This window comes from Ramlibacter monticola (genome assembly GCF_016722785.1).
Lineage (GTDB): Bacteria > Pseudomonadota > Gammaproteobacteria > Burkholderiales > Burkholderiaceae_C > Ramlibacter > Ramlibacter monticola.
In genome coordinates, this window is the sequence record NZ_JAEQNE010000007.1 from 258,070 (window position 1) to 278,573 (window position 20,504).

At 69.5% G+C, this 20,504-nt stretch carries 17 protein-coding genes; all 17 read left to right on the top strand.

Annotation, left to right across the window (positions count from 1 at the left end; genetic code table 11):
• Nucleotides 1-119: 119 nt before the first annotated feature.
• Nucleotides 120-4,016, top strand: coding sequence for a DUF3683 domain-containing protein (locus tag JJ685_RS23815; RefSeq protein WP_201676848.1), 3,897 nt, complete (start codon nt 120-122; stop codon nt 4,014-4,016).
• Nucleotides 4,013-4,441 carry an HIT family protein gene (locus tag JJ685_RS23820; protein ID WP_201676849.1) on the top strand — a complete coding sequence of 143 codons (429 nt, stop codon included), beginning with the start codon at nt 4,013-4,015 and terminating at the stop codon, nt 4,439-4,441. Before JJ685_RS23815 ends, JJ685_RS23820 begins: the two co-directional genes overlap by 4 nt.
• 133 nt (nt 4,442-4,574) lie before the next feature.
• The gene (locus JJ685_RS23825) at nt 4,575-5,954 is read left to right on the top strand and encodes a FecR family protein (protein ID WP_236599226.1); all 1,380 of its coding nucleotides are present in this window, start codon (nt 4,575-4,577) and stop codon (nt 5,952-5,954) included.
• Between the two features lie 44 nt (nt 5,955-5,998).
• Nucleotides 5,999-7,636, top strand: coding sequence for a ShlB/FhaC/HecB family hemolysin secretion/activation protein (locus tag JJ685_RS23830; protein WP_201676850.1), 1,638 nt, complete (start codon nt 5,999-6,001; stop codon nt 7,634-7,636).
• 28 nt (nt 7,637-7,664) lie between these two features.
• Nucleotides 7,665-8,075, top strand: a complete 411-nt coding sequence (locus tag JJ685_RS23835) for a gamma-butyrobetaine hydroxylase-like domain-containing protein (RefSeq protein WP_201676851.1) — start codon at nt 7,665-7,667, stop codon at nt 8,073-8,075.
• A gap of 13 nt (nt 8,076-8,088) precedes the next feature.
• Nucleotides 8,089-8,820 carry a bifunctional demethylmenaquinone methyltransferase/2-methoxy-6-polyprenyl-1,4-benzoquinol methylase UbiE gene (gene ubiE / locus JJ685_RS23840; RefSeq protein ID WP_201676852.1) on the top strand — a complete coding sequence of 244 codons (732 nt, stop codon included), beginning with the start codon at nt 8,089-8,091 and terminating at the stop codon, nt 8,818-8,820.
• Between the two features lie 31 nt (nt 8,821-8,851).
• Complete coding sequence (locus JJ685_RS23845) at nt 8,852-9,886, top strand: Tim44 domain-containing protein (RefSeq protein WP_201676853.1); 1,035 nt, start codon at nt 8,852-8,854, stop codon at nt 9,884-9,886.
• Nucleotides 9,887-9,914: 28 nt separating this feature from the next.
• A complete protein-coding gene (locus JJ685_RS23850) occupies nt 9,915-10,535 on the top strand; it encodes a hypothetical protein (protein WP_201676854.1) in 621 nt (206 codons plus the stop codon).
• A complete protein-coding gene (ubiB, locus tag JJ685_RS23855) occupies nt 10,532-12,091 on the top strand; it encodes a ubiquinone biosynthesis regulatory protein kinase UbiB (protein WP_201676855.1) in 1,560 nt (519 codons plus the stop codon). Before JJ685_RS23850 ends, ubiB begins: the two co-directional genes overlap by 4 nt.
• Nucleotides 12,092-12,172: 81 nt before the next feature.
• Nucleotides 12,173-13,663 carry a sodium:solute symporter family protein gene (locus tag JJ685_RS23860; protein WP_201676856.1) on the top strand — a complete coding sequence of 497 codons (1,491 nt, stop codon included), beginning with the start codon at nt 12,173-12,175 and terminating at the stop codon, nt 13,661-13,663.
• Between the two features lie 120 nt (nt 13,664-13,783).
• Nucleotides 13,784-14,092 carry an FmdB family zinc ribbon protein gene (locus JJ685_RS23865; protein WP_201676857.1) on the top strand — a complete coding sequence of 103 codons (309 nt, stop codon included), beginning with the start codon at nt 13,784-13,786 and terminating at the stop codon, nt 14,090-14,092.
• 91 nt (nt 14,093-14,183) lie between these two features.
• Nucleotides 14,184-14,792: a DUF502 domain-containing protein gene (locus tag JJ685_RS23870; protein ID WP_201676858.1), complete on the top strand. Its 609-nt coding sequence runs from the start codon at nt 14,184-14,186 to the stop codon at nt 14,790-14,792.
• Nucleotides 14,793-14,830: 38 nt separating this feature from the next.
• Nucleotides 14,831-16,639: an aspartate--tRNA ligase gene (gene aspS / locus JJ685_RS23875; protein WP_201676859.1), complete on the top strand. Its 1,809-nt coding sequence runs from the start codon at nt 14,831-14,833 to the stop codon at nt 16,637-16,639.
• Nucleotides 16,640-17,032: 393 nt separating this feature from the next.
• Nucleotides 17,033-17,482, top strand: a complete 450-nt coding sequence (gene nudB / locus JJ685_RS23880) for a dihydroneopterin triphosphate diphosphatase (RefSeq protein ID WP_236599227.1) — start codon at nt 17,033-17,035, stop codon at nt 17,480-17,482.
• On the top strand, nt 17,479-18,207 hold the full coding sequence (locus JJ685_RS23885) for an endonuclease/exonuclease/phosphatase family protein (RefSeq protein ID WP_201676861.1): 729 nt from the start codon (nt 17,479-17,481) through the stop codon (nt 18,205-18,207). Before nudB ends, JJ685_RS23885 begins: the two co-directional genes overlap by 4 nt.
• Nucleotides 18,208-18,213: 6 nt before the next feature.
• A complete protein-coding gene (gene clsB, locus JJ685_RS23890) occupies nt 18,214-19,431 on the top strand; it encodes a cardiolipin synthase ClsB (protein WP_201676862.1) in 1,218 nt (405 codons plus the stop codon).
• Nucleotides 19,428-20,453, top strand: a complete 1,026-nt coding sequence (locus JJ685_RS23895; RefSeq protein WP_201676863.1) for a ligase-associated DNA damage response exonuclease — start codon at nt 19,428-19,430, stop codon at nt 20,451-20,453. Before clsB ends, JJ685_RS23895 begins: the two co-directional genes overlap by 4 nt.
• The last annotated feature ends 51 nt before the right edge of the window (nt 20,454-20,504 follow it).

Sequence of the window (20,504 nt, forward strand, 5' to 3'; positions counted from 1 at the left end):
AGTCGGGCTACCCCAGCGGCAAGCGGGTTTCCGATAGCCCTGCACCCAGGGGCTTGCTGCACTGCGGTAACATCCCCCATCAGCCGAGATGCATGGTTGGCTGACGTTGCACTGACAAGATGAACGCGCCAACGACGCTCGAACAATTGATGGCCGCGGTGGATGGCGATGCGCCCCGCCTGCGTGAGATTCCCTACAACTACACCTCGTTCTCGGACCGCGAGATCGTGCTCCGGCTCCTGGGCTTCCGTGCCTGGGAAGTCCTGAGCCGCCTGCGCGAGGAACGCCGCACCGGCCGTTCCGCCCGCATGCTGTACGAAGTGCTGGGCGACATCTGGGTCGTCCAGCGCAATCCCTACCTGCAGGACGACCTGCTGGACAACCCCAGGCGGCGCAAGCTGCTGGTGGAGGCCCTGCACCATCGCCTGAGCGAGATCGAGAAGCGGCGCGACCCGCAGGGCGACGCGCAGCGCGATGCGCTCGTCGGCGAGCTGCTGCTGGCGGCCCAGGGCGCCGTGCGGCGCTTCGACGCCGCCTTCGCCGAGACGGCCGAACTGCGCGGGCGCACCCAGCGGCTGCTGCGCAAGTACACCCGCAAGGACAACATCAAGTTCGACGGCCTGTCGCGTGTCTCGCACGTGACGGACGCCACCGACTGGCGCGTCGAATACCCGTTCGTGGTGCTCACCCCCGACACCGAGGCCGAGATGGCGGGCCTGGTCAAGGGCTGCATCGAGCTGGGCCTGACCATCATCCCGCGCGGGGGCGGCACCGGCTACACCGGCGGCGCGATCCCGCTGACCTGGAAGAGCGCGGTGATCAACACCGAGAAGCTCGAGGCCATGACCGAGGTCGAGCGCGTCGCCATCCCTGGCCACGCCGAGCCGGTCGCGACGGTCTGGACCGAGGCGGGCGTGGTCACGCAGCGCGTCTCCGACGCCGCCGAGCGCGCCGGCTTCGTGTTCGCGGTGGACCCCACGTCGGCGGAAGCCTCCTGCATCGGCGGCAACATCGCCATGAACGCGGGCGGCAAGAAGGCGGTGCTGTGGGGCACGGCGCTGGACAACCTGGCGTCCTGGCGCATGGTCACGCCCGATGCCGAGTGGCTCGAAGTGGTCCGCCTGGACCACAACCTGGGCAAGATCCACGACGCGCCGGTCGCCACCTTCGAGCTGCGCTACTTCGCCGCATCGAGCCGCATCGACTGGAACAAGCCGGACCGCACCGAGCGGCTGGAGATCCCCGGCTCGCGCTTCCGCAAGGAAGGCCTGGGCAAGGACGTCACGGACAAGTTCCTCTCGGGCCTGCCGGGCATCCAGAAGGAAGGCTGCGACGGCCTGATCACCAGCGCGCGCTGGGTGGTGCACCGCATGCCGCAGCACACCCGCACGGTGTGCCTGGAGTTCTTCGGCAACGCCCGGGACGCCGTGCCCAGCATCGTGGAGATCAAGGACTTCATGTTCGCCGAGCAGGGCCGCACCGGCACCGTGCTGGCGGGCCTGGAGCACCTGGACGACCGCTACCTGCGGGCGGTGGGCTACGCCACCAAGTCCAAGCGGGCGGTGCTGCCCAAGATGGTCCTGATCGGCGATATCGCCGGCGACGATCCCGATGCGGTCGCGCGCGCCACCTCCGAGGTCGTGCGCCTGTCCAATTCGCGCAGCGGCGAGGGCTTCGTCGCCATCAGCCCCGAGGCGCGCAAGAAGTTCTGGCTCGATCGCAAGCGCACCGCCGCGATCAGCAAGCACACCAACGCCTTCAAGATCAACGAGGACGTGGTGATCCCGCTGCCGCGGATGGCGGAGTACACCGACGGCATCGAGCGCATCAACATCGAGCTGAGCCTGCGCAACAAGATCGCGCTGGCCAACGAGCTGGAGCTGTTCTTCACCCGCGGCAATCTGCCGCTGGGCCGGCAGGACGACGCCGGCGAGATCCCTTCGGCCGAACTGCTGGAAGACCGCGTGCAACAGGCCATCGCGCTGATCCGCGAGGTGCGGGCCCAGTGGCAGGGCTGGCTGGACGAGGCCGACGCGCTGTTCCCGCAGCTGCAGGACCACAGCCTGCGCGCGAGCTGGAAGACGCAGATCCGCGCGCCGCTGGCGCAGGTCTTCTCCGGCGACGCCCTCGCGCCCATCCTGGCGGAGCTGAACGCGATCCACCAGCGCGTGCTGAAGGGCCGCGTGTGGGTGGCGCTGCACATGCACGCCGGCGACGGCAACGTGCACACCAACATCCCGGTCAACAGCGACGACTACCAGATGCTGCAGACCGCCCACGAGGCGGTGAAGCGCATCATGCTGCTGGCGCGCTCGCTGGACGGCGTGATCTCGGGCGAACACGGCATCGGCATCACCAAGCTGGAGTTCCTGACCGACGAGGAGATCGCGCCCTTCGCCGACTACAAGGAGCGGGTCGATCCGCAGGGCCGCTTCAACAAGGGCAAGCTGCTGCGGCCCTCGACCGCGGGCCAGGTGGACGCGGACACCTCGGTGTACGCGGACCTCACCAACGCCTACACGCCGTCGTTCGGCCTGATGGGCCACGAGTCGATCATCATGCAGCAGTCCGACATCGGCGCCATCGCCGATTCGGTCAAGGACTGCCTGCGCTGCGGCAAGTGCAAGCCGGTGTGCGCCACCCACGTGCCGCGCGCCAACCTGCTGTATAGCCCGCGCAATAAGATCCTGGCGACCTCGCTGCTGGTCGAGGCCTTCCTGTACGAGGAGCAGACGCGCCGCGGCGTGTCGATCAAGCACTGGGAGGAGTTCGAGGACGTCTCCGAGCACTGCACCGTGTGCCACAAGTGCGTGAACCCGTGCCCGGTGAAGATCGACTTCGGCGACGTGTCGATGAACATGCGCAACCTGCTGCGCAAGATGGGGCAGAAGAGCTTCCGTCCCGGCAGCGCGGCGGCGATGCTGATGCTCAACGCGACCAACCCGGAAAGCATCAAGATGCTGCGCACCGCGGTGATCGGCGTGGGCTACAAGGCGCAGCGCCTGGGCAACACGCTGATGCGCGGCCTGGCCCACTTCCAGGTCAAGGCCCCGCCCGAGACGCACATGCCCGCTCCCATCAAGGAGCAGGTGGTCCACTTCGTCAACAAGAAGCTGCCCGGGGGCCTGCCGAGCAAGACGGCCCGCGCGCTGCTGGACATCGAGGACAAGAACTACGTCCCGATCATTCGCGACCCGAAGGCAACCAGCTCCGAGACCGAGGCGGTGTTCTACTTCCCGGGCTGCGGCTCGGAGCGCCTGTTCTCGCAGGTGGGCCTGGCCACGCAGGCGATGCTGTGGCACGCCGGCGTGCAGACCGTGCTGCCGCCGGGCTACCTGTGCTGCGGCTATCCGCAGCGCGGGGCCGGCCAGTTCGACAAGGCCGAGAAGATGATCACCGACAACCGGGTGCTGTTCCACCGCGTGGCCAACACGCTGAACTACCTGGATATCAAGACGGTGGTGGTCTCCTGCGGCACCTGCTACGACCAGCTCCAGGGCTACGAGTTCGACCAGATCTTCCCGGGCTGCCGCATCATCGACATCCACGAGTACCTGCTGGAGAAGGGCATCAAGCTCGATGGCGCGGGCGGTTACCTGTTCCACGATCCCTGCCACTCGCCGATGAAGCTGCAGGAGCCGCTGAAGACGGTGAAGGCGCTGGTGGGCGAGAACGTGCGCAAGTCCGAGCGCTGCTGCGGCGAGTCCGGCACGCTGGCGGTCGCGCGGCCGGACATCTCGACCCAGGTGCGCTTCCGCAAGGAAGAGGAACTGCGCAAGGACGAGGCTGCGCTGCGCGCTTCCGGCGCGGTCGGCGAGAAGGGCAACATCAAGATCCTCACCAGCTGCCCGAGCTGCCTGCAGGGCATGCACCGCTACAGCCACGACCTGCAGAACGGCCTGCTGGAAGCCGACTACATCGTCGTGGAGATGGCGAACAAGATCCTGGGCGCGGACTGGATGAAGGACTACGTGAAGGCCGCGAACGAGGGCGGCATCGAGCGCGTGCTCGTATGACCGCCTGCCCCCTCTGCGACGCTGCCGGCGGCCGGGTGGTGGTGCAGGCGCCGCGCTGGCGCATCGTCCATGCGCAGGAGGCCGGCTTCCCGGCCTTCTACCGGCTGGTGTGGCAGGCGCACGTCAGGGAGTTCTCCCACTTGCCGGCCGCCGAGCGGGCCGAGAGCATGGACGTGCTGGTCGGCATGGAGCAGGCCCTGCTGCGCCACCTGCAACCGGACAAGGTCAACCTGGCTTCGCTGGGCAATGCGGTGCCGCACCTGCACTGGCACGTGATCGGCCGCTTCGCCTGGGACAGCCATTTTCCCGGCGCCGTGTGGGCCCAGCCCCAGCGTCCGGCCGATCCCGTCCGCTTGCAAGCCGTCGAGGAGCGGCTGGCGGAGGTGGAGCAGGACCTGATGAGCCTGGCGCCGCGGTCGCCCTGAAGCGCGGCGGAGTGAACTCCTGCACGAGCATCGTGCAGGACCCCTCCATTGGGCGAAGTTCCGTCCCATCCCGACCGGGTATAAGGGTGAAGTCGAGTATTCCGGCGCAACAGCCGGTCGCCGGAGGTACGACATGCGCGCCAGAAAACTCGCATTCCGATGGCTTGCATCGCTGGCTGCCACCGTCCTCCTGGCGTGTCCCGTCCTCGCGCAGACGGCCGGTGAAGTCGAGTTCGCCCGCGGCGTCGGCTTCGCCCAGGGCCCCGGCGAATCCCCCCGCACGCTGGGCCGCGGCCTGGCCCTGAAGGAAGGCGACCGCCTGACCACCGCCGACGGCGGCTCCGCGATCATCCGGCTGGCCGACGGCACCCGCATGACGATCCGGCCGAACTCCGAGTTCGTGCTGCAGCAGTACCAGTTCAAGCCGGAAACCCCGGACAGCAACGGCATGCTGATGCAGATGGTGCGCGGCGGCTTCCGCGCCGTCACCGGCCTGATCTCCAAGGGCTCCCCCGACGCCGCGCGCATCCAGACCCAGACGGCCACCATCGGCATCCGCGGCACGGACTTCGACGCCCGCCTGTGCGCGCGCGACTGCGGGGCGGAGTCGGCGCAGATCCAGGACAGCGCGCGGCCCAACGCCGTGCAGGCCAGCGCCAAGGTCGTGAGCGCGCAGGGCGAGGTCTCCGCCGTCGACGGTGCCGGCGAGCGCCGCCGCCTGGTCGAGGGCGGCAGCGTCTATCCCGGCGAGGTGGTGGAGACGGCGAGGGGCTCCCAGGCCGTGCTCGCCTTTCGCGACGAATCGCGGGTGACGCTGGGCTCGCAGACCCGCTTCCGCCTCGACAACTTCGTGTACGACGACCAGAACCCGGCCGACGGGCGCTTCCTCGCCTCCATCCTGCGCGGTTCCGTCCGCGCGCTGACGGGCCTGATCGGCCGGGCGAACAACCGCAACGTCGGCTTCGGCACCGCCACCGCCACCATCGGCATCCGCGGCACCGGCTTCGACGTGGTGTGCACGGGGCCCTGCGCGGGCGAGCTCGCGTCCTTCGGGCCGGCCGACGGGCTGACGGTATGGACGTGGCTGGGCACCGTCTCCGTCACCCCGCAGGGCCAGACGGCGCTGCAGGTGCTGCAGGCGGGCCAGGGCCTGTTCATCTCGCCCGCCGGGACGGTCCAGCCGGTGACGACCCAGCCGCCCATGGAAGGCGCGCGTCCCGACCAGGTCATCGTGCCGCCCAAGCTGTTCGCCATGGCCGGGGTCTCCGATGCGGAAGAGGGCCTGTTCGTGTTCGTGCGCGACGGCCACATCGAGATCGCCAGCGCGCGCGAGGTGCTGCACCTGGGCAAGGGCGAGGCGGGCTTCGCGGGCGCCAACGGCGAGACGCTGCGTCCCGAGACGGTGCCGAAGTTCATCGAATTCGACCGCATGCCGCTGCCCACCGCGCGCAACCCGATGCTCACGTCGGTCCTGAACGAGTCCGGCATCCGCAGCAGCCACGTGTGCCGCTAGCCGCCGCGCGCGCGACCAAGAAGAACGACGGAGCGGGAAGAACCATGAGACGAACCACTCCCCTGCCGCGCGCGGCGCATTCGCTGGTGGCGCTGCTGGCGGCCGCGGCCGGCGCCGCCCAGGCGCAGCGGGCGCCGGTGCCCGCCCCCGTCCGGCCCGTGCCGCCCATGGCGCAGCCGGCCGCGCCCGCGGTGTTCGCGATCCGCGGCTTCCAGCTCGAAGGCGAGAACCCGATCGGCCAGGCCGAGGCGCAGCGCGTGCTGGCGCCTTTCGTGCGGGCTGACGCCACCCTGGAAACGCTGCAGCAGGCCACCGCCGCCCTCGAAGCCGCCTTCCGCGCGGCCGGCTACGGCCTGCACCGCGTCGCGCTGCCGCCGCAGGAGGTGGGGCAGGCGGTGCGGCTTTCCATCGTGAAGTTCGTGGTCGGCAAGGTGGAGATCGAAGGTCGCAATATCTACAGCGAGCAGAACATCCGCCGCACGCTGCCCGAACTGCGCGAGGGCGAGACCCCCAATTTCAGACGGCTCGCGGTGCAGGCAGCCATCGCCAACGAGAACCCGAACAAGCAGGTGCAGGTGGGGCTGCGCGAGTCCGACGAGCCGGACAGGATAGACGCCACCCTCACGGTGCGCGAGCAGCGTCCTTGGACGTTGGGCGTGCTCGCATCCAACGCCGGCTCCTCCACCACCGGCCGCGACCGGCTGACGGTCACCGCCGGCCACACCAACCTGTTCGACCGCGACCACCAGTTCATCGGCGCCTACACGACCTCGATCGAGCGCGCCGAGGACGTCCAGCAGCTGGGGTTGGCCTACAAGGCGCCGCTGTACGCCGCCGGCGGCGTGCTCGGCGCCAGCTACACGCAGTCCGACGTGGTGGGCAATTTCGGCGCCTTCAACAGCACCGGCGCCGGCCACACCTTCGGCCTGAACTACACCGCCTACCTGCCGCCGCAGGGCGGGCGCCGCAGCTACGTCACCCTCGGCCTCGACGACAAGGTGTTCGACGCCGCCCGGATCAACGACACCGTCTCGCCCGGCGCGCTCGACCGCCGCAGCCGCCCGGTCACGCTCGGCTACACGGCGCGCACGGAAAGCGACAAGGCGGTGTGGGGCTACAACGCGGAGATCGCGGCCAACACCGGCACCGGCACGCACAACGATCTGCCTTCGTACCGGAGCGAGGACCCCCGGATCGACACCGTGCACTGGAAGGCCCTGCGCGGCGGCGCCAGCTACACCGCGGCGCTGGCGCAGGCCTGGCTGTGGTCCGCCCGCGCCCTGTTCCAGTACAGCCCGGACGTGCTGATCTCGGGCGAGCAGTTCGGCCTGGGCGGGGTGGGCTCCGTGCGCGGGACGGATGTCGAGCGCCCGATTTCGGGCGACAAGGGCCTCTCGGCCACCCTGGAGCTGACCACGCCCGAGCTTTGGCCGGGGCTGCGCGCCCACGGCTTCGTCGATGCCGGGTACCTCCGGAACAACAAGCCGAACGGGCTCAACAAGCCCTCCTCGGACCGGCTGGCCAGCGTCGGCGCGGGGCTGCGCTACGGGATCGGCGGCTTCGCCGCCTCGCTGGAATACGGGCGCATCGTCAAGGGCAGCCGGGTGCCGCTGTCGCTGAATTCAGACGCGCCGCAGGACGGCGACGACCGTGTGTACGTGAACGTGTCGTATCACTTCTAAACGGCCGCGCTGCGCTTAAACTGGCGGCATGGCCGGTTTGCGCAGCGAGACTCCTTCTCCCGAATCCCTCACCCTGCACGGCGCCTCGCGCGTGCTGGAGGTCGGTTTTTCCGACGGTTCGGTGTTCCGCATCCCGTTCGAGCTGATGCGGGTGTTTTCGCCCTCGGCCGAGGTGCAGGGGCACGGCCCCGGGCAGGAAGTGCTGCAGACCGGCAAGCGCCAGGTGGACGTGGTGGAGCTGGAGCCGGTGGGCAACTACGCGGTCAAGCCGGTGTTCTCCGACGGGCACGACAGCGGCATCTATTCCTGGGACTACCTGTACTTCCTCGGCTCGCAGCAGGCGCAGCTGTGGGAGGACTACGAACGCCGGCTGCGGGACGCCGGCGCCGACCGCGACGCCCCCATGCCCGCCAAGGGCGGCCACGCCTGCGGCCACTGAAGACGAGAACAACATGAGCAAGACCCACTTCGGCTACGAGACCGTCGAGGAACGCGAAAAGGCCAGGCGCGTCCGCGGCGTGTTCGATTCCGTCGCGTCCAGCTACGACGTGATGAACGACCTGATGTCCATGGGGCTGCACCGCGCCTGGAAGGCGTACACGGTGCTGGTCGCGGACCTCAAGCCGGGCCAGCGGGTGCTGGACATCGCCGGTGGCACCGGCGACCTGGCGCAGGCGTTCGCGCGCAAGGTCGGCGCTTCGGGCACGGTGGTGCACACCGACATCAACGCCGCCATGCTGCGCGTCGGACGCGACCGGCTGTTGAATGCCGGCCTGGTCCTGCCCACCGTGGTCTGCGATGCTGAGAAACTGCCCTTCGCGGCGAACAGCTTCGACCGCGTCAGTGTCGGCTTCGGGCTGCGCAACATGACCCACAAGGACAAGGCGCTGGCCGAGATGAACCGGGTCCTGCGGCCGGGCGGCAAGCTGCTGGTGCTGGAGTTTTCCAAGGTCGCGCGGCCGCTGGAAAAGGCGTATGACTGGTATTCCTTCAACGTGCTGCCGCGCCTCGGCCGCTTCATCGCGCGGGACGAGGCGAGCTACCGCTACCTGGCCGAGTCGATCCGCATGCATCCCGGCCAGGAAGAGCTCAAGGGGATGATGAAGATGGCCGGCTTCGGCCACGTGGACTACCACAACCTGACCGCGGGCGTGGCGGCCCTGCATGTTGGAATCAAGTGCTGAGCCTCGATCCGGGCAGGCAAGGAGTGCGACCATGAAGCTCTGGAACGTTTTGCTGGCAGTGGCCCTCACCGTGGGGGCCATCGCGGATGCGGATGCGGCCCGGCGCCTCGGCGGCGGCAGTTCGTTCGGCCGCCAGTCGTCCAACGTGACGCAGCGGCAGGCCACCCCGCCTGCCGCGCCGGTGGCGCCGGCCAACGCCCAGCCGCAGCGCAGCCCGACGGCGCAGCCCGCGCCGGCCACCACGCCCGCGCAGCAGCCGGCGCGCAGCCGCTGGGGCGGCATCCTGGGCGGCCTCGCGGCCGGCCTGGGCCTCGCCTGGCTGGCCAACTCGCTCGGCCTGGGCGCCGGCTTCAGCCAGTTCCTGCTGTTCGCCCTGCTGGCCTTGGTTGTCATGGCGGTGATCGGCATGATGCGCGCCCGTCGTCACGCGGCCGCGGCGGCCGGCGGGCCCGGCGGGCCCGGCGGCTATGCCTACCAGGGCGCCGGCACCAGCGCCGACGCCCCCGCGTCGCCGCGCCAGTACAACCCGGCCAAGGTGGGCAACGACGCCTCGGCGCGCCCGTGGGAATCCACCTTCGGTGCCGAGGCGCCGGCCCCGTCGCCTGGCGGCAGCGGCCTGCGCATCGGCTCGGGGCTGGAAGTCCAGCGCGGCGGGCTGGGGGGGTCGCAGTCCTGGGGTGTGCCGGCGGGCTTCGACACCGAGGGCTTCCTGGTGGCCGCCAAGCGAAACTTCACGACCCTGCAGTCCGCGTGGGACCGCGGCGACATGACCACCCTGCGCAGCATGATGACCGACGAGATGCTGGGCGAGATCCGCAACCAGCTCGCCGAGCGCGATCGCCAGCCGCAGGCCTCGTCGCAGAACACGGATGTCGCGATGCTGGAGGCGCAGCTGCTCGGGATCGAGGAGCTCCCCACCGAGTACCTGGCCAGCGTGGAGTTCTCCGGCATGATCCGCGAGGAGCCTTCGGCCGGCCCGGCACCGTTCCGCGAGGTGTGGAACATGGTCAAGCCGAAGGACGGTTCCGCCGGCTGGCTGGTCGCGGGCGTGCAGGCGCTTCAATAGCCCTCGGCGCGGACGTGATAATCGGGGGATGGCCACACCATCCCCCGCTTCGTTTCTGGACCAGCTGTTCGACCGCGCCGGCAAGCTCTTTCAGCCGCCGCCGTGGCTGGTGGAGGAGTTGCAGCGCCGCCTGGTGCTGGCCCTCAACCACGTGCTGCAGCAGGAGCCGGAGGCGCAGGCCCGCCTGCAACGGCAGGCCGGCCGGGTGGTGGAGGCGCACTGGCGCGGGTTCAGCGTGCGCCTGCTGGCCACGCCGGCGGGCCTGCTGGACCTGGGCCCGATCACGCAGAACGCCGACCTGACGCTGACCCTCGCCGACGAGTCCCCCTGGTCGCTGGCCCAGAGCGCGCTGCGCGGCGAGAAGCCCGCCGTGCGCATCGTGGGCGACGTGCAGCTCGCCGCCGAAGTGCAGTGGATGGTGGACCACGTCCGCTGGGACCTCGAGGAAGACCTCGCGCGCATCTTCGGCGACGCGCCCGCGCATGCGGTGGCCGGCGTCGGCCGCCGGATGGTCGAGGCCTTGCGAAGCTTCGTCGGCCGCGGCGGCGCGGCGCCCGCGCCCGCGCCTGGGTCTGCGCCTGCGCCCGCGCCCGCGCCCGCGCCCGCGCCGCAGGGCGGTCCCACGACACCGGGGCAGGCCGGCGGATGACGCGCTACCTGCGCGCCGCCTTCATCGTCTGGGTGATCCTGCGGTACGGGCTGGACGAGCTGGCGCTCTCCGGCTTCCGCGTCACGCGCGGACTGGCGCGGGTCGTGCGGCTCGGACGCCGCCTCGACGCGCCCCGCGGCCAGCGCCTGCGCCAGGCCTTCGAGCACCTGGGGCCCATCTTCGTCAAGTTCGGCCAGGTGCTGTCCACGCGGCGCGACCTGCTGCCGGCGGACATCGCCGACGAACTGGCCCTGCTGCAGGACCGGGTGCCCCCGTTTCCCACCGAAGTCGCCGTGGCGACCATCGAGCGCGCCTTCCGCCGCCCGCTCGACAGCATCTTCGAGAGCTTCGAGCGCGAGCCGATCGCCAGCGCCTCCATCGCCCAGGTGCACTTCGCCACGCTGCGGCTGCGCACCGGGGAGCTGAAGGAAGTCGCCGTCAAGGTGCTGCGCCCCGGCATGCTGCCGGTGATCGACAAGGACCTCGACCTGATGCGGATGATGGCCCGCTGGGTCGAGCGCCTCTCCCACGACGCCCGCCGCCTGAAGCCGCGCGAGGTGGTCGCCGAATTCGACAAGTACCTGCACGACGAGCTGGACCTGGTGCGCGAGGCGGCCAACGCCGCGCAGCTTCGCCGCAACATGGCCGGCCTGCACCTGGTGCTGGTGCCGGAGATGTACTGGGACTTCGTGCACCCGGAAGTGATGGTGATGGAACGCATGGCCGGCGTTCCCATCAGCCAGGTCGACCGGCTCGTGACCGCCGGCGTGGACCTGCGCCAGCTGGCGCGCGACGGCGTCACGATCTTCTTCACCCAGGTGTTCCGCGACGGCTTCTTCCACGCCGACATGCACCCCGGCAACATCCAGGTGAGCCTGCAGCAGGGCACCTTCGGCCGCTACATCTCGCTGGACTTCGGCATCATCGGCACGCTGACGGAGTACGACAAGGAGTACCTGGCGCAGAACTTCACGGCCTTCTTCCGCCGCGACTACAAGCGGGTGGCCGAACTGCACATCGAGTCGGGCTGGGTGCCGGCCGGCACCCGCGTCGACGAACTGGAGGCGGCGGTGCGCACCGTCTGCGAGCCGTACTTCGACCGGCCGCTGAAGGAGCTCTCGCTCGGCATGGTGCTGATGCGCCTGTTCCAGACCTCGCGCCGCTTCAACGTGGAGATCCAGCCGCAGCTGGTGCTGCTGCAGAAGACGCTGCTGAACATCGAGGGCCTGGGCCGCCAGCTCGACCCGGACCTGGACCTCTGGAGCACGGCCAAGCCCTTCCTGGAGCGCTGGATGCTGGACCAGGTCGGCCCGCACAAGCTGTGGGAGGAATTGCGCGACCAGGCGCCCCGCTACGCCAAGATCCTGCCGGAACTGCCCCACCTGCTGGACCAGTACCTGCGCAAGCAGCGCGGCCACCGGGACCGCGAGACCGACGAACTGGTGGTGGAACTGCGCAAGACCAACCGCCTGCTGCAGGGGATCATCTTCACCACGATCGGTTTCGCGCTGGGGCTGATCGTGATGCAATTCCTGGTGCGCGTCCGGCTGTTCTGAGGCAGGCCCAAGCCCCTTTGTCCCTGCTCTACTGTCGGGCATAATTCCGCAGCCCAAACTAGCGGTGCCAGGGGACCGTCGATGAACTACACGCTGATCACCTTCGTCGTCCTGTACCTGCTCGGGACGCTCGCGGTCGGGGTCTGGGCAGGGACCCGGATCAAGAACACCAGCGACTTCGCGATCGCCGGCCGCAGCCTGCCGCTGATCATGGTGGTCACCACCACCTTCGCCACCTGGTTCGGCGCCGAGACGGTGATGGGCATCCCGGCGAAGTTCGTGCAGGGCGGGCTCGGCGCGATCGTGGAGGACCCGTTCGGCGCCGGCACCTGCCTGATCCTGGTCGGCCTGTTCTTCGCCACCAAGCTCTACAAGCTGAACCTGCTGACGATCGGCGACTTCTACCGCCAGCGCTACGGGCGCGGCATCGAGGTGTTCTGCTCCAGCGCCATCATCCTGAGCTACCTGGGCTGGGTGGCGGCGCAGATCACCGCCCTGGGCCTGGTCTTCTCCGTCCTCACCAACGGCGCGATGTCCGAGACCGCCGGCATGGTCGTCGGCACCCTGGCGGTGCTGGTCTACGTGGTGATCGGCGGCTTCCTGGCCGTGGCCTGGACGGACTTCATCCAGATGATCGTGCTGGTCGTGGGCCTGGCGATCATCGCCGTGTTCTCCGCCGACCTCGCCGGCGGCAGCGACAAGGTGATGGCGGCGATCCAGTCCAAGGACCTCTGGCACTTCCTGCCGCCCCCCCGCTTCACCGACATCGCCTTCTTCCTCGGGGCCGCCGTGACCATGATGCTGGGGAGCATCCCGCAGCAGGACGTGTACCAGCGCGTGATGTCCGCCCGCAACGCCGAAACCGCCCGCAACGGCGCGGTGATCGGCGGCCTGTCGTACATCCTGTTCGCCTTCGTGCCGATGTTCATCGTCGCCAGCGCCATGGTGGTGATGGGCGACAGCGTCATGGAGATGGCGCGCAACGAGTACCAGCGCATCCTGCCCACCTTCGTGCTGACGAAGATGCCCCTGGTCATGCAGATCCTGTTCTTCGGCGCCCTGCTGTCGGCCATCAAGAGCACGTCCTCGGCGACGCTGCTGGCGCCTTCCACCAGCTTCGTCGAGAACATCCTGCGCAACATGCGGCCCGGCATGAGCGACAAGGAGCGGCTGTTCGCGATGCGCGCCACCATCGTCACCTTCACGGGCCTGGTGCTGGCCTACGCGATGGCCATGAAGGGCACCTCGATCTACGACCTGGTGTCGACCGCCTACCAGGTGACCCTGGTGGGCGCCTTCGTGCCCCTGGTGATGGGCCTGTACTGGAAGCGCTCCACCACCCAGGGCGCGATCACCTCCCTCGTGCTGGGGATCGGCACCTGGATCGTCTTCTTCCCGCAGGTGGGCGGCGAACTCCTGGCCAGCCGCTTCCCGGGCCAGCTGGCAGGCCTGATCGCCGCTTTCCTGGGCATGGTCCTCGGCTCCCTGGCGCCGCAGAAGCTGCGCAACCGCCACGAGGCGGCCGGGCACGTGCCGGGACTGCCGACGCAGTCCGCCCAGTCGGCGCAATAAAGCCGTCGACCCGGCGCCCCGCCGTCATTCCCGCCTCCGGCGGGGGTGACGGAAGAGCGGGGATTGAATTCCGGGCTGTAACCTATAATTGATGGCTTTGCATTCCCGACCTCGGAAGCCATGCCCATCTACGCTTACAAGTGCGGCTCCTGCGGCCACGCCAAGGACGTCCTGCAGAAGATTTCCGATCCGGCCCTGGGCACCTGCCCGGCCTGCGGGGCAGAACAGTTCGCCAAGCAGATCACGGCCGCGGGCTTCCAGCTGAAGGGCTCCGGCTGGTACGCCACCGATTTCCGCGGCGGCAGCAGCGCCTCCACCGCATCCAAGTCCGAGGACAAGCCGGCCGACGGCGGCAAGACCGAGAGCACTCCCGACTCCTCGCCCACGGCGGCCGCCGGCGGCTGCGGCGGCTCCTGCGCCTGCCACTGAGGAAATGGTGCCCCCACGCTCCCCCACTTCGTGTGGGTCGCTGCCCCCCGCGGGGGCTTCAGCCTCCTTGAGACGGCTCGGCGGAGGCTGAATGCACGCCCTGCGCAAGTGGCTGCTGGCGGGGCTGCTCGTCATCGTTCCGGTGGCCATCACGGTCGCCGTGCTGCGCTGGATCATCGACAAGCTCGACCAGACGCTGCTGATCCTGCCGGAAGCCTGGCAGCCTGACCGCCTCATCGGCATCCACATCCCGGGCTTCGGCGTGCTGCTGACCCTGGCGATCCTGCTGCTGGTGGGCGCGGCGGCGTCCAACTTCATCGGCAAGAAGCTGGTGGTCGTGGGCGACCGGATCGTCGCCCGCATCCCGGTGGTGCGCGGCATCTACTCCAGCGTCAAGCAGGTCTCCGACACCCTCTTCTCGGAAAGCGGCAATGCCTTCCGCACCGCGGTGCTGGTGCAGTGGCCGCGCCCCGAGGTCTGGACCATCGCCTTCGTGACCGGCACTCCCGGCGGCGACGTCACCACCTACCTGCGCGGCGACGAGTACGTCAGCGTCTACGTGCCCACCACGCCGAACCCCACCGGCGGCTATTTCGTGATGCTGCGCAAGAGCGACTGCATCGAACTGAAGATGAGCGTCGACGAGGCGCTCAAGTACGTCGTCTCCATGGGCGTCGTCTCCCCCCGAATCTCCACCTGAACCCGTAGAAGGACGCCCCGCCGCAAGGCGGGCGCGTGATGTCCGTGACTGCTCAATCCATGCGTACCACCTATTGCGGCCTGGTCACCGAGGAACTGCTCGGCCAGACCGTCACCCTGTGCGGGTGGGTCAACCGCCGCCGCGACCACGGCGGCGTGATCTTCGTCGACCTGCGCGACCGCGAAGGCTACGTGCAGGTGGTCTGCGACCCCGACCGCCCGGACATGTTCAAGACCGCCGAAGGCCTGCGCAACGAGTTCTGCGTGCAGGTCAAGGGCGTCGTGCGCGCGCGTCCCGCCGGCACCACCAACGAGAACCTGAAGAGCGGGAAGATCGAAGTCCTGTGCCACGAGCTGAAGGTGCTGAACCCCTCGGTCACGCCGCCCTTCCAGCTCGATGACGAGAACCTGTCCGAGACGACGCGCCTGATGCACCGCGTGCTGGACCTGCGCCGCCCGTACATGCAGAACAACCTGATGCTGCGCTACCGGGTGACGATGGAAGTGCGCAAGTTCATGGACGTCAACGGCTTCATCGACATCGAGACGCCGATGCTCACCAAGTCCACGCCGGAAGGCGCGCGCGACTACCTGGTGCCCTCGCGCGTGCACGACGGCATGTTCTTCGCGCTGCCGCAGTCGCCCCAGCTGTTCAAGCAGCTGCTGATGGTCTCGGGCTTCGACCGCTACTACCAGATCACCAAGTGCTTCCGCGACGAGGACCTGCGCGCGGACCGCCAGCCCGAGTTCACGCAGATCGACGTGGAAACCTCCTTCATGACGGAGGAGGAGATCCGCACGATGTTCGAGGGCATGATCCGCAGCACCTTCAAGAACGTCATCGACGTCGACCTGCCGCCCTTCCCGGTGATGAAGCACGTCGACGCGATGCGCCTGTACGGCTCGGACAAGCCGGACCTGCGCGTGAAGCTCGAATTCACCGAGCTCACCGACGTGATGAAGGACGTCGACTTCAAGGTGTTCTCGGGCCCGGCCAACGCCGAGGACGGCCGCGTCGTGGGCCTGCGCGTGCCGGGCGGCAGCGGGATGAGCCGCGGCGAGATCGACGGCTACACCGAGTTCGTGAAGATCTACGGCGCCAAGGGCCTGGCCTGGGTCAAGGTCAACGACGTGGCCGCCGGCCGCGACGGCCTGCAGTCGCCGATCGTCAAGAACCTGCACGACCGCGCGATCGCCGAGATCCTGCGGCGCACCGGCGCGCAGAACGGCGACCTGGTCTTCTTCGGCGCCGACAAGGCGAAGGTGGTGAACGACGCCATCGGCGCGCTGCGCGTGAAGGTGGGCCACAGCGAGTTCGGCAAGACGCACGGCCTGCTGGAAGGCCAGTGGCAGCCGCTGTGGGTGGTGGACTTCCCCATGTTCGAGTTCGACGAGGACGCCCAGCGCTGGAACGCGGTGCACCACCCGTTCACCTCGCCCAAGGAAGGCCACGAGGACTGGCTCGAGACCAACCCCGGCCGCTGCGTGGCCAAGGCCTACGACGCGGTGCTCAATGGCATCGAGCTGGGGGGCGGCTCGGTCCGGATCCACCGCGAGGACGTGCAGAGCAAGGTGTTCCGCGCGCTGAAGATCGGCCCGGAGGAGGCCAAGGCGAAATTCGGCTTCCTGCTGGACGCCCTGCAGTACGGCGCGCCCCCGCACGGCGGCATCGCCATCGGCCTGGACCGCTTCGTGATGCTGATGACGGGCGCCGAGTCGCTGCGCGACGTGATCGCCTTCCCCAAGACCCAGCGCGCGCAGGACCTGCTCACGCAGGCCCCCGGCCCGGTCGACGAGAAGCAGCTGCGGGAACTGCACATCCGCCTGCGCAATCCGGGCGCGGCGTAAGCCTCGTCACGGCGAAGGGCCGTCATTCCCGCAGGGCGGGATCCGGCAAAGGGCGCGCAAGCGCCCTTTTTGTTGCCTGTGGGCCGGACCAGGACGGGCCTGCTTCTCGCGACGCACCGCTTGCAGCACGCGTCAACGGAGCCGCTGCGCATGTACCTGGCGCGGCGCAGGACCAGGGCGGGGCTGTCCGGCTCGGCGACATAAAGGAGGAGGCGCGGGCGCCGCGCTCACCCGGGGCGCGGTTCTCATCCGCGCCGGGGGACAGTCGCAGAGACGGACAGCCCCGCTCTGGTCCGGCAAGAAAGCCACTGCACGCAAGAACTCCCTCGCCAGAAGCCCCCGGACATCTGCGAGGAACCTTTTTCCTGCCCCTGCGGCAGAATGATCCCGCGCATGTCCAAGCCGTTCAAGATCCCGCTCTCGGTCCTGGTCGTGATCCACACGCCGGCCCTGGAGGTGTTGCTGATCAACCGCACGGACTCGCCCGGCTTCTGGCAATCCGTGACCGGCTCCAAGGACCAAGAGGACGAGCCCTTCGAGCAAGCCGCGATCCGCGAGGTGCGCGAGGAAACCGGCATCGACGCCGCGACCGGCACGCTCACCGACTGGGGCCTGGAGAACGTCTACGACATCTACCCGCGCTACCTGCACCGTTACGCCCCCGGCGTGACGCGCAACCGCGAGCACGTGTTCGGCCTGTGCGTGCCGGCCGGCACGCCGGTCACGCTGAACCCGCGCGAGCACACGGCCTGGCAGTGGCTGCCGTACCGGCACGCGGCGGATGCCTGCTTCTCGCCCTCGAACGCCGAAGCGATCCTGATGCTGCCAGAATTCATGCCATGAGCGTGCTGCGGGTCGCCACCTACAACATCCACAAGGGCGTGCAGGGCCTCGGCCCCGTGCGGCGGCTCGAGATCCACAACCTCGGCCACGCCGTGGAGCAGCTCGACGCCGACGTCGTCTGCCTGCAGGAAGTGCGCAAGGTCCATCGCCGCGAGGAGCGCTATTTCACCCAGTGGCCCGAGCTGCCGCAGGCCGAGTTCCTGTGCCCCGAAGGCTATTTCGCCGTCTACCAGACCAACGCGCGCACCAGGCACGGCGAACATGGCAACGCGCTGCTTTCGCGCTGGCCGGTGGTGTCGCACGGGCACGAAGACATGTCGGACCACCGCTGGGAGCAGCGCGGCCTCCTGCACGTGGAACTGGAGGTCAAGCGCCACAAGGTGCACGTGATCGTGCTGCACCTGGGGCTCATCGCCGGCAGCCGCTTGCGCCAGGTCGAGCAGCTCGGGCGCTACATCGAGCGCGAGATCCCGCGCAGGGCCCCCATCGTGGTGGCCGGCGACTTCAACGACTGGGGCGCCAAGCTGCGCCCGGCGATGAACAAGCTGGGCCTGCAGGACTTCGTGGGCGAGCGCACGCATACCTATCCGTCGCGGCTGCCGCTCACGCAGCTGGACTTCGTCTACGCGCGCGGGATGAAGCCCGCGGGCATGCACATACCGCGGGGCCGGATCTGGTGGCGCATGTCGGACCACCTGCCCCTGATCGCCGACTTCAAGCTGTAGGCCCGCATGCCGCACGCAGTCCCGCCCCTGCGCCCCGGCCACCACCTCCAGCTGCTCGAGGGCAGCCGCGAGTTTTTCCCGGCGCTGATCGCCGCGATCGACGCGGCGCGCAGCGAGGTGCTGCTGGAGACCTACATCTTCGACTTCACCGGCAGCGGGGCCGAGGTGGCCTACGCGCTGGAGCGCGCCGGCCGGCGCGGCGTGCTCGTGCGCCTGATCGTCGACGGCGTCGGCACGCCGGAGCTGCCGCCGTTCTGGCGCGACCGCTTCGAGCAGGCGCCGGTGCAATGGGTGGTCTATTCGCCGCTGGGGTACTTCGGCCTGCTGTGGCCGGGGCAGTGGCGGCGCCTGCACCGCAAGCTGTGCGTGGTGGACGGCGCGGCAGGCTTCTGCGGCGGCATCAACATCCTGGACGACTACCACGACCCGAACCACGGGCCCCTCGATTCGCCGCGCCTCGACTTCTCGCTGCGCGTCGAGGGTCCGCTGGTGCAGGAGATGCGCGCCACCATCGTGCGGCAGTGGTCGCGCATCGCGGCCGTCGGGCAACTGCGCCGCGCGAAGTGGAGTGGGGCCTTCGAGCTGCTGCGCACCGCCGCGGGCCGCACGGCCGCCCCGCCGGTGCCGCCCGACGCGGTGCATGCCAACGTGCGGGCCGCGCTGCTGCTGCGCGACAACCTGCGGCGGCGCGCGGTCATCGAGCGCGCCTACCTGCGCGCCATCGGCCGGGCCCACCGGGAGATCTTCATTGCCAACGCCTACTTCGTGCCGGGCGGGCGCATGCGGCGGGCGCTGGTGAGCGCGGCGCGGCGCGGCGTGCGGGTGTGCCTGCTGCTGCAAGGACGCTACGAGTACTTCATGCAGTACTACGCCTCGCGTCCGGTGTTCGGCGCGCTGCTGCGCGCGGGCGTGGAGATCCACGAATATGCGCCGAGCTTCCTGCACGCCAAGGTGGCGGTGATCGACGGCCGCTGGGCGACGGTGGGCTCGTCGAACCTCGATCCGCTGAGCCTGCTGCTGGCGCGGGAGGCGAACGTCGTCGTCGAGGACCGGGGCTTCGCCGCGCGGCTGCGCGAGCGGCTGGTGGCCGCGATGCAGCACGAGGGCCAGCGCATGGATGCGGCGGCCTACGAGCGGCGGCCGCCGCTGCAGCGCGCCAAGGAACGGCTCGCGCTGATCGTGATGCGGGCGCTGCTGGCGATCCAGGGGAAGAAGTACCTGTGAACGGCGATCTCGTGGTCCAGCGGCCCGAGGGACTCTACTGCCCGCCGGGCGACTTCTACATCGACCCGTGGCGCCCGGTGGCCCGCGCCGTGATCACCCACGCGCATTCCGATCACGCGCGCCACGGCAACGGCCACTACCTCGCCGCCGCGCCCGCGGAAGGCGTGCTGCGGGCGCGGCTGGGCGACATCGCGCTGCAGACGCTGCCCTACGGCGAGACGCTGCAGCACCACGGGGTGACGGTCTCGCTGCATCCCGCCGGCCACGTGCTCGGGTCCGCGCAGGTGCGGCTGGAGCACGGCGGGCAGGTGTGGGTGGCGAGCGGCGACTACAAGGTGGCGCCCGACCCGACCTGCACGCCGTTCGAGCCCGTGCGCTGCGACGTCTTCATCACCGAGTCCACCTTCGGGCTGCCGATCTACCGCTGGTGCCCGGACGAGGAGGTGTTCGGCGACATCAACGCCTGGTGGGCCCGCAACGTGGACCACGGGCGCGCCAGCGTGCTGGCCTGCTACAGCTTCGGCAAGGCCCAGCGGGTGCTCGCGGGGGTCGATCCCTCCATCGCGCCCATCGTCGTGCACGGCGCGGTGAAGCCGCTCAACGAGGCCTACCGCGCGGCGGGCGTGTCGCTGCCGGACACGACAATGGTCACCGACGTGAAGGACAAGGCGGACCTGCGGCGCTGCCTCGTCATCTGCCCGCCCAGCGCCGCGGCGAGCCCGTGGATGCGCCGCTTCGGCGCCGCGCAGACCGCCTTCGCGAGCGGCTGGATGCAGGTGCGCGGCAACCGCCGCCGCGGCGGCTACGACCGCGGCTTCGTGCTCTCGGACCACGCCGACTGGCCCGGCCTGCACGAAGCCATCGCCGCCACGGGCGCGCAGCGCGTGATCGTCACCCACGGCAGTTCCCCGGCCATGGTGCGCCACCTGCGCGAGCGCGGCCTGCAGGCGCAGGCGTTCGAGACCGAGTACGGCGACGACGTGGTCGAGGCCGACCTGGAGGCGGGCGGAGAGGTATCGTGAGGTCCCTCAAAACCAGATACCGAACGCAGAGGGCGCAAAGGTTACGCAGAA

Coding starts and splice junctions, on each gene's coding strand:
- JJ685_RS23865 (WP_201676857.1), top strand. CDS start 13,784: ATGCCCATCTACGCTTACAAGTGCGGCTCCTGCGGCCACGCCAAGGAC.
- aspS (WP_201676859.1), top strand. CDS start 14,831: ATGTCCGTGACTGCTCAATCCATGCGTACCACCTATTGCGGCCTGGTC.
- clsB (WP_201676862.1), top strand. CDS start 18,214: ATGCCGCACGCAGTCCCGCCCCTGCGCCCCGGCCACCACCTCCAGCTG.
- nudB (WP_236599227.1), top strand. CDS start 17,033: ATGTCCAAGCCGTTCAAGATCCCGCTCTCGGTCCTGGTCGTGATCCAC.
- JJ685_RS23825 (WP_236599226.1), top strand. CDS start 4,575: ATGCGCGCCAGAAAACTCGCATTCCGATGGCTTGCATCGCTGGCTGCC.
- JJ685_RS23835 (WP_201676851.1), top strand. CDS start 7,665: ATGGCCGGTTTGCGCAGCGAGACTCCTTCTCCCGAATCCCTCACCCTG.
- JJ685_RS23860 (WP_201676856.1), top strand. CDS start 12,173: ATGAACTACACGCTGATCACCTTCGTCGTCCTGTACCTGCTCGGGACG.
- JJ685_RS23870 (WP_201676858.1), top strand. CDS start 14,184: ATGCACGCCCTGCGCAAGTGGCTGCTGGCGGGGCTGCTCGTCATCGTT.
- ubiE (WP_201676852.1), top strand. CDS start 8,089: ATGAGCAAGACCCACTTCGGCTACGAGACCGTCGAGGAACGCGAAAAG.
- JJ685_RS23820 (WP_201676849.1), top strand. CDS start 4,013: ATGACCGCCTGCCCCCTCTGCGACGCTGCCGGCGGCCGGGTGGTGGTG.
- JJ685_RS23885 (WP_201676861.1), top strand. CDS start 17,479: ATGAGCGTGCTGCGGGTCGCCACCTACAACATCCACAAGGGCGTGCAG.
- JJ685_RS23845 (WP_201676853.1), top strand. CDS start 8,852: ATGAAGCTCTGGAACGTTTTGCTGGCAGTGGCCCTCACCGTGGGGGCC.
- JJ685_RS23830 (WP_201676850.1), top strand. CDS start 5,999: ATGAGACGAACCACTCCCCTGCCGCGCGCGGCGCATTCGCTGGTGGCG.
- JJ685_RS23850 (WP_201676854.1), top strand. CDS start 9,915: ATGGCCACACCATCCCCCGCTTCGTTTCTGGACCAGCTGTTCGACCGC.
- ubiB (WP_201676855.1), top strand. CDS start 10,532: ATGACGCGCTACCTGCGCGCCGCCTTCATCGTCTGGGTGATCCTGCGG.
- JJ685_RS23815 (WP_201676848.1), top strand. CDS start 120: ATGAACGCGCCAACGACGCTCGAACAATTGATGGCCGCGGTGGATGGC.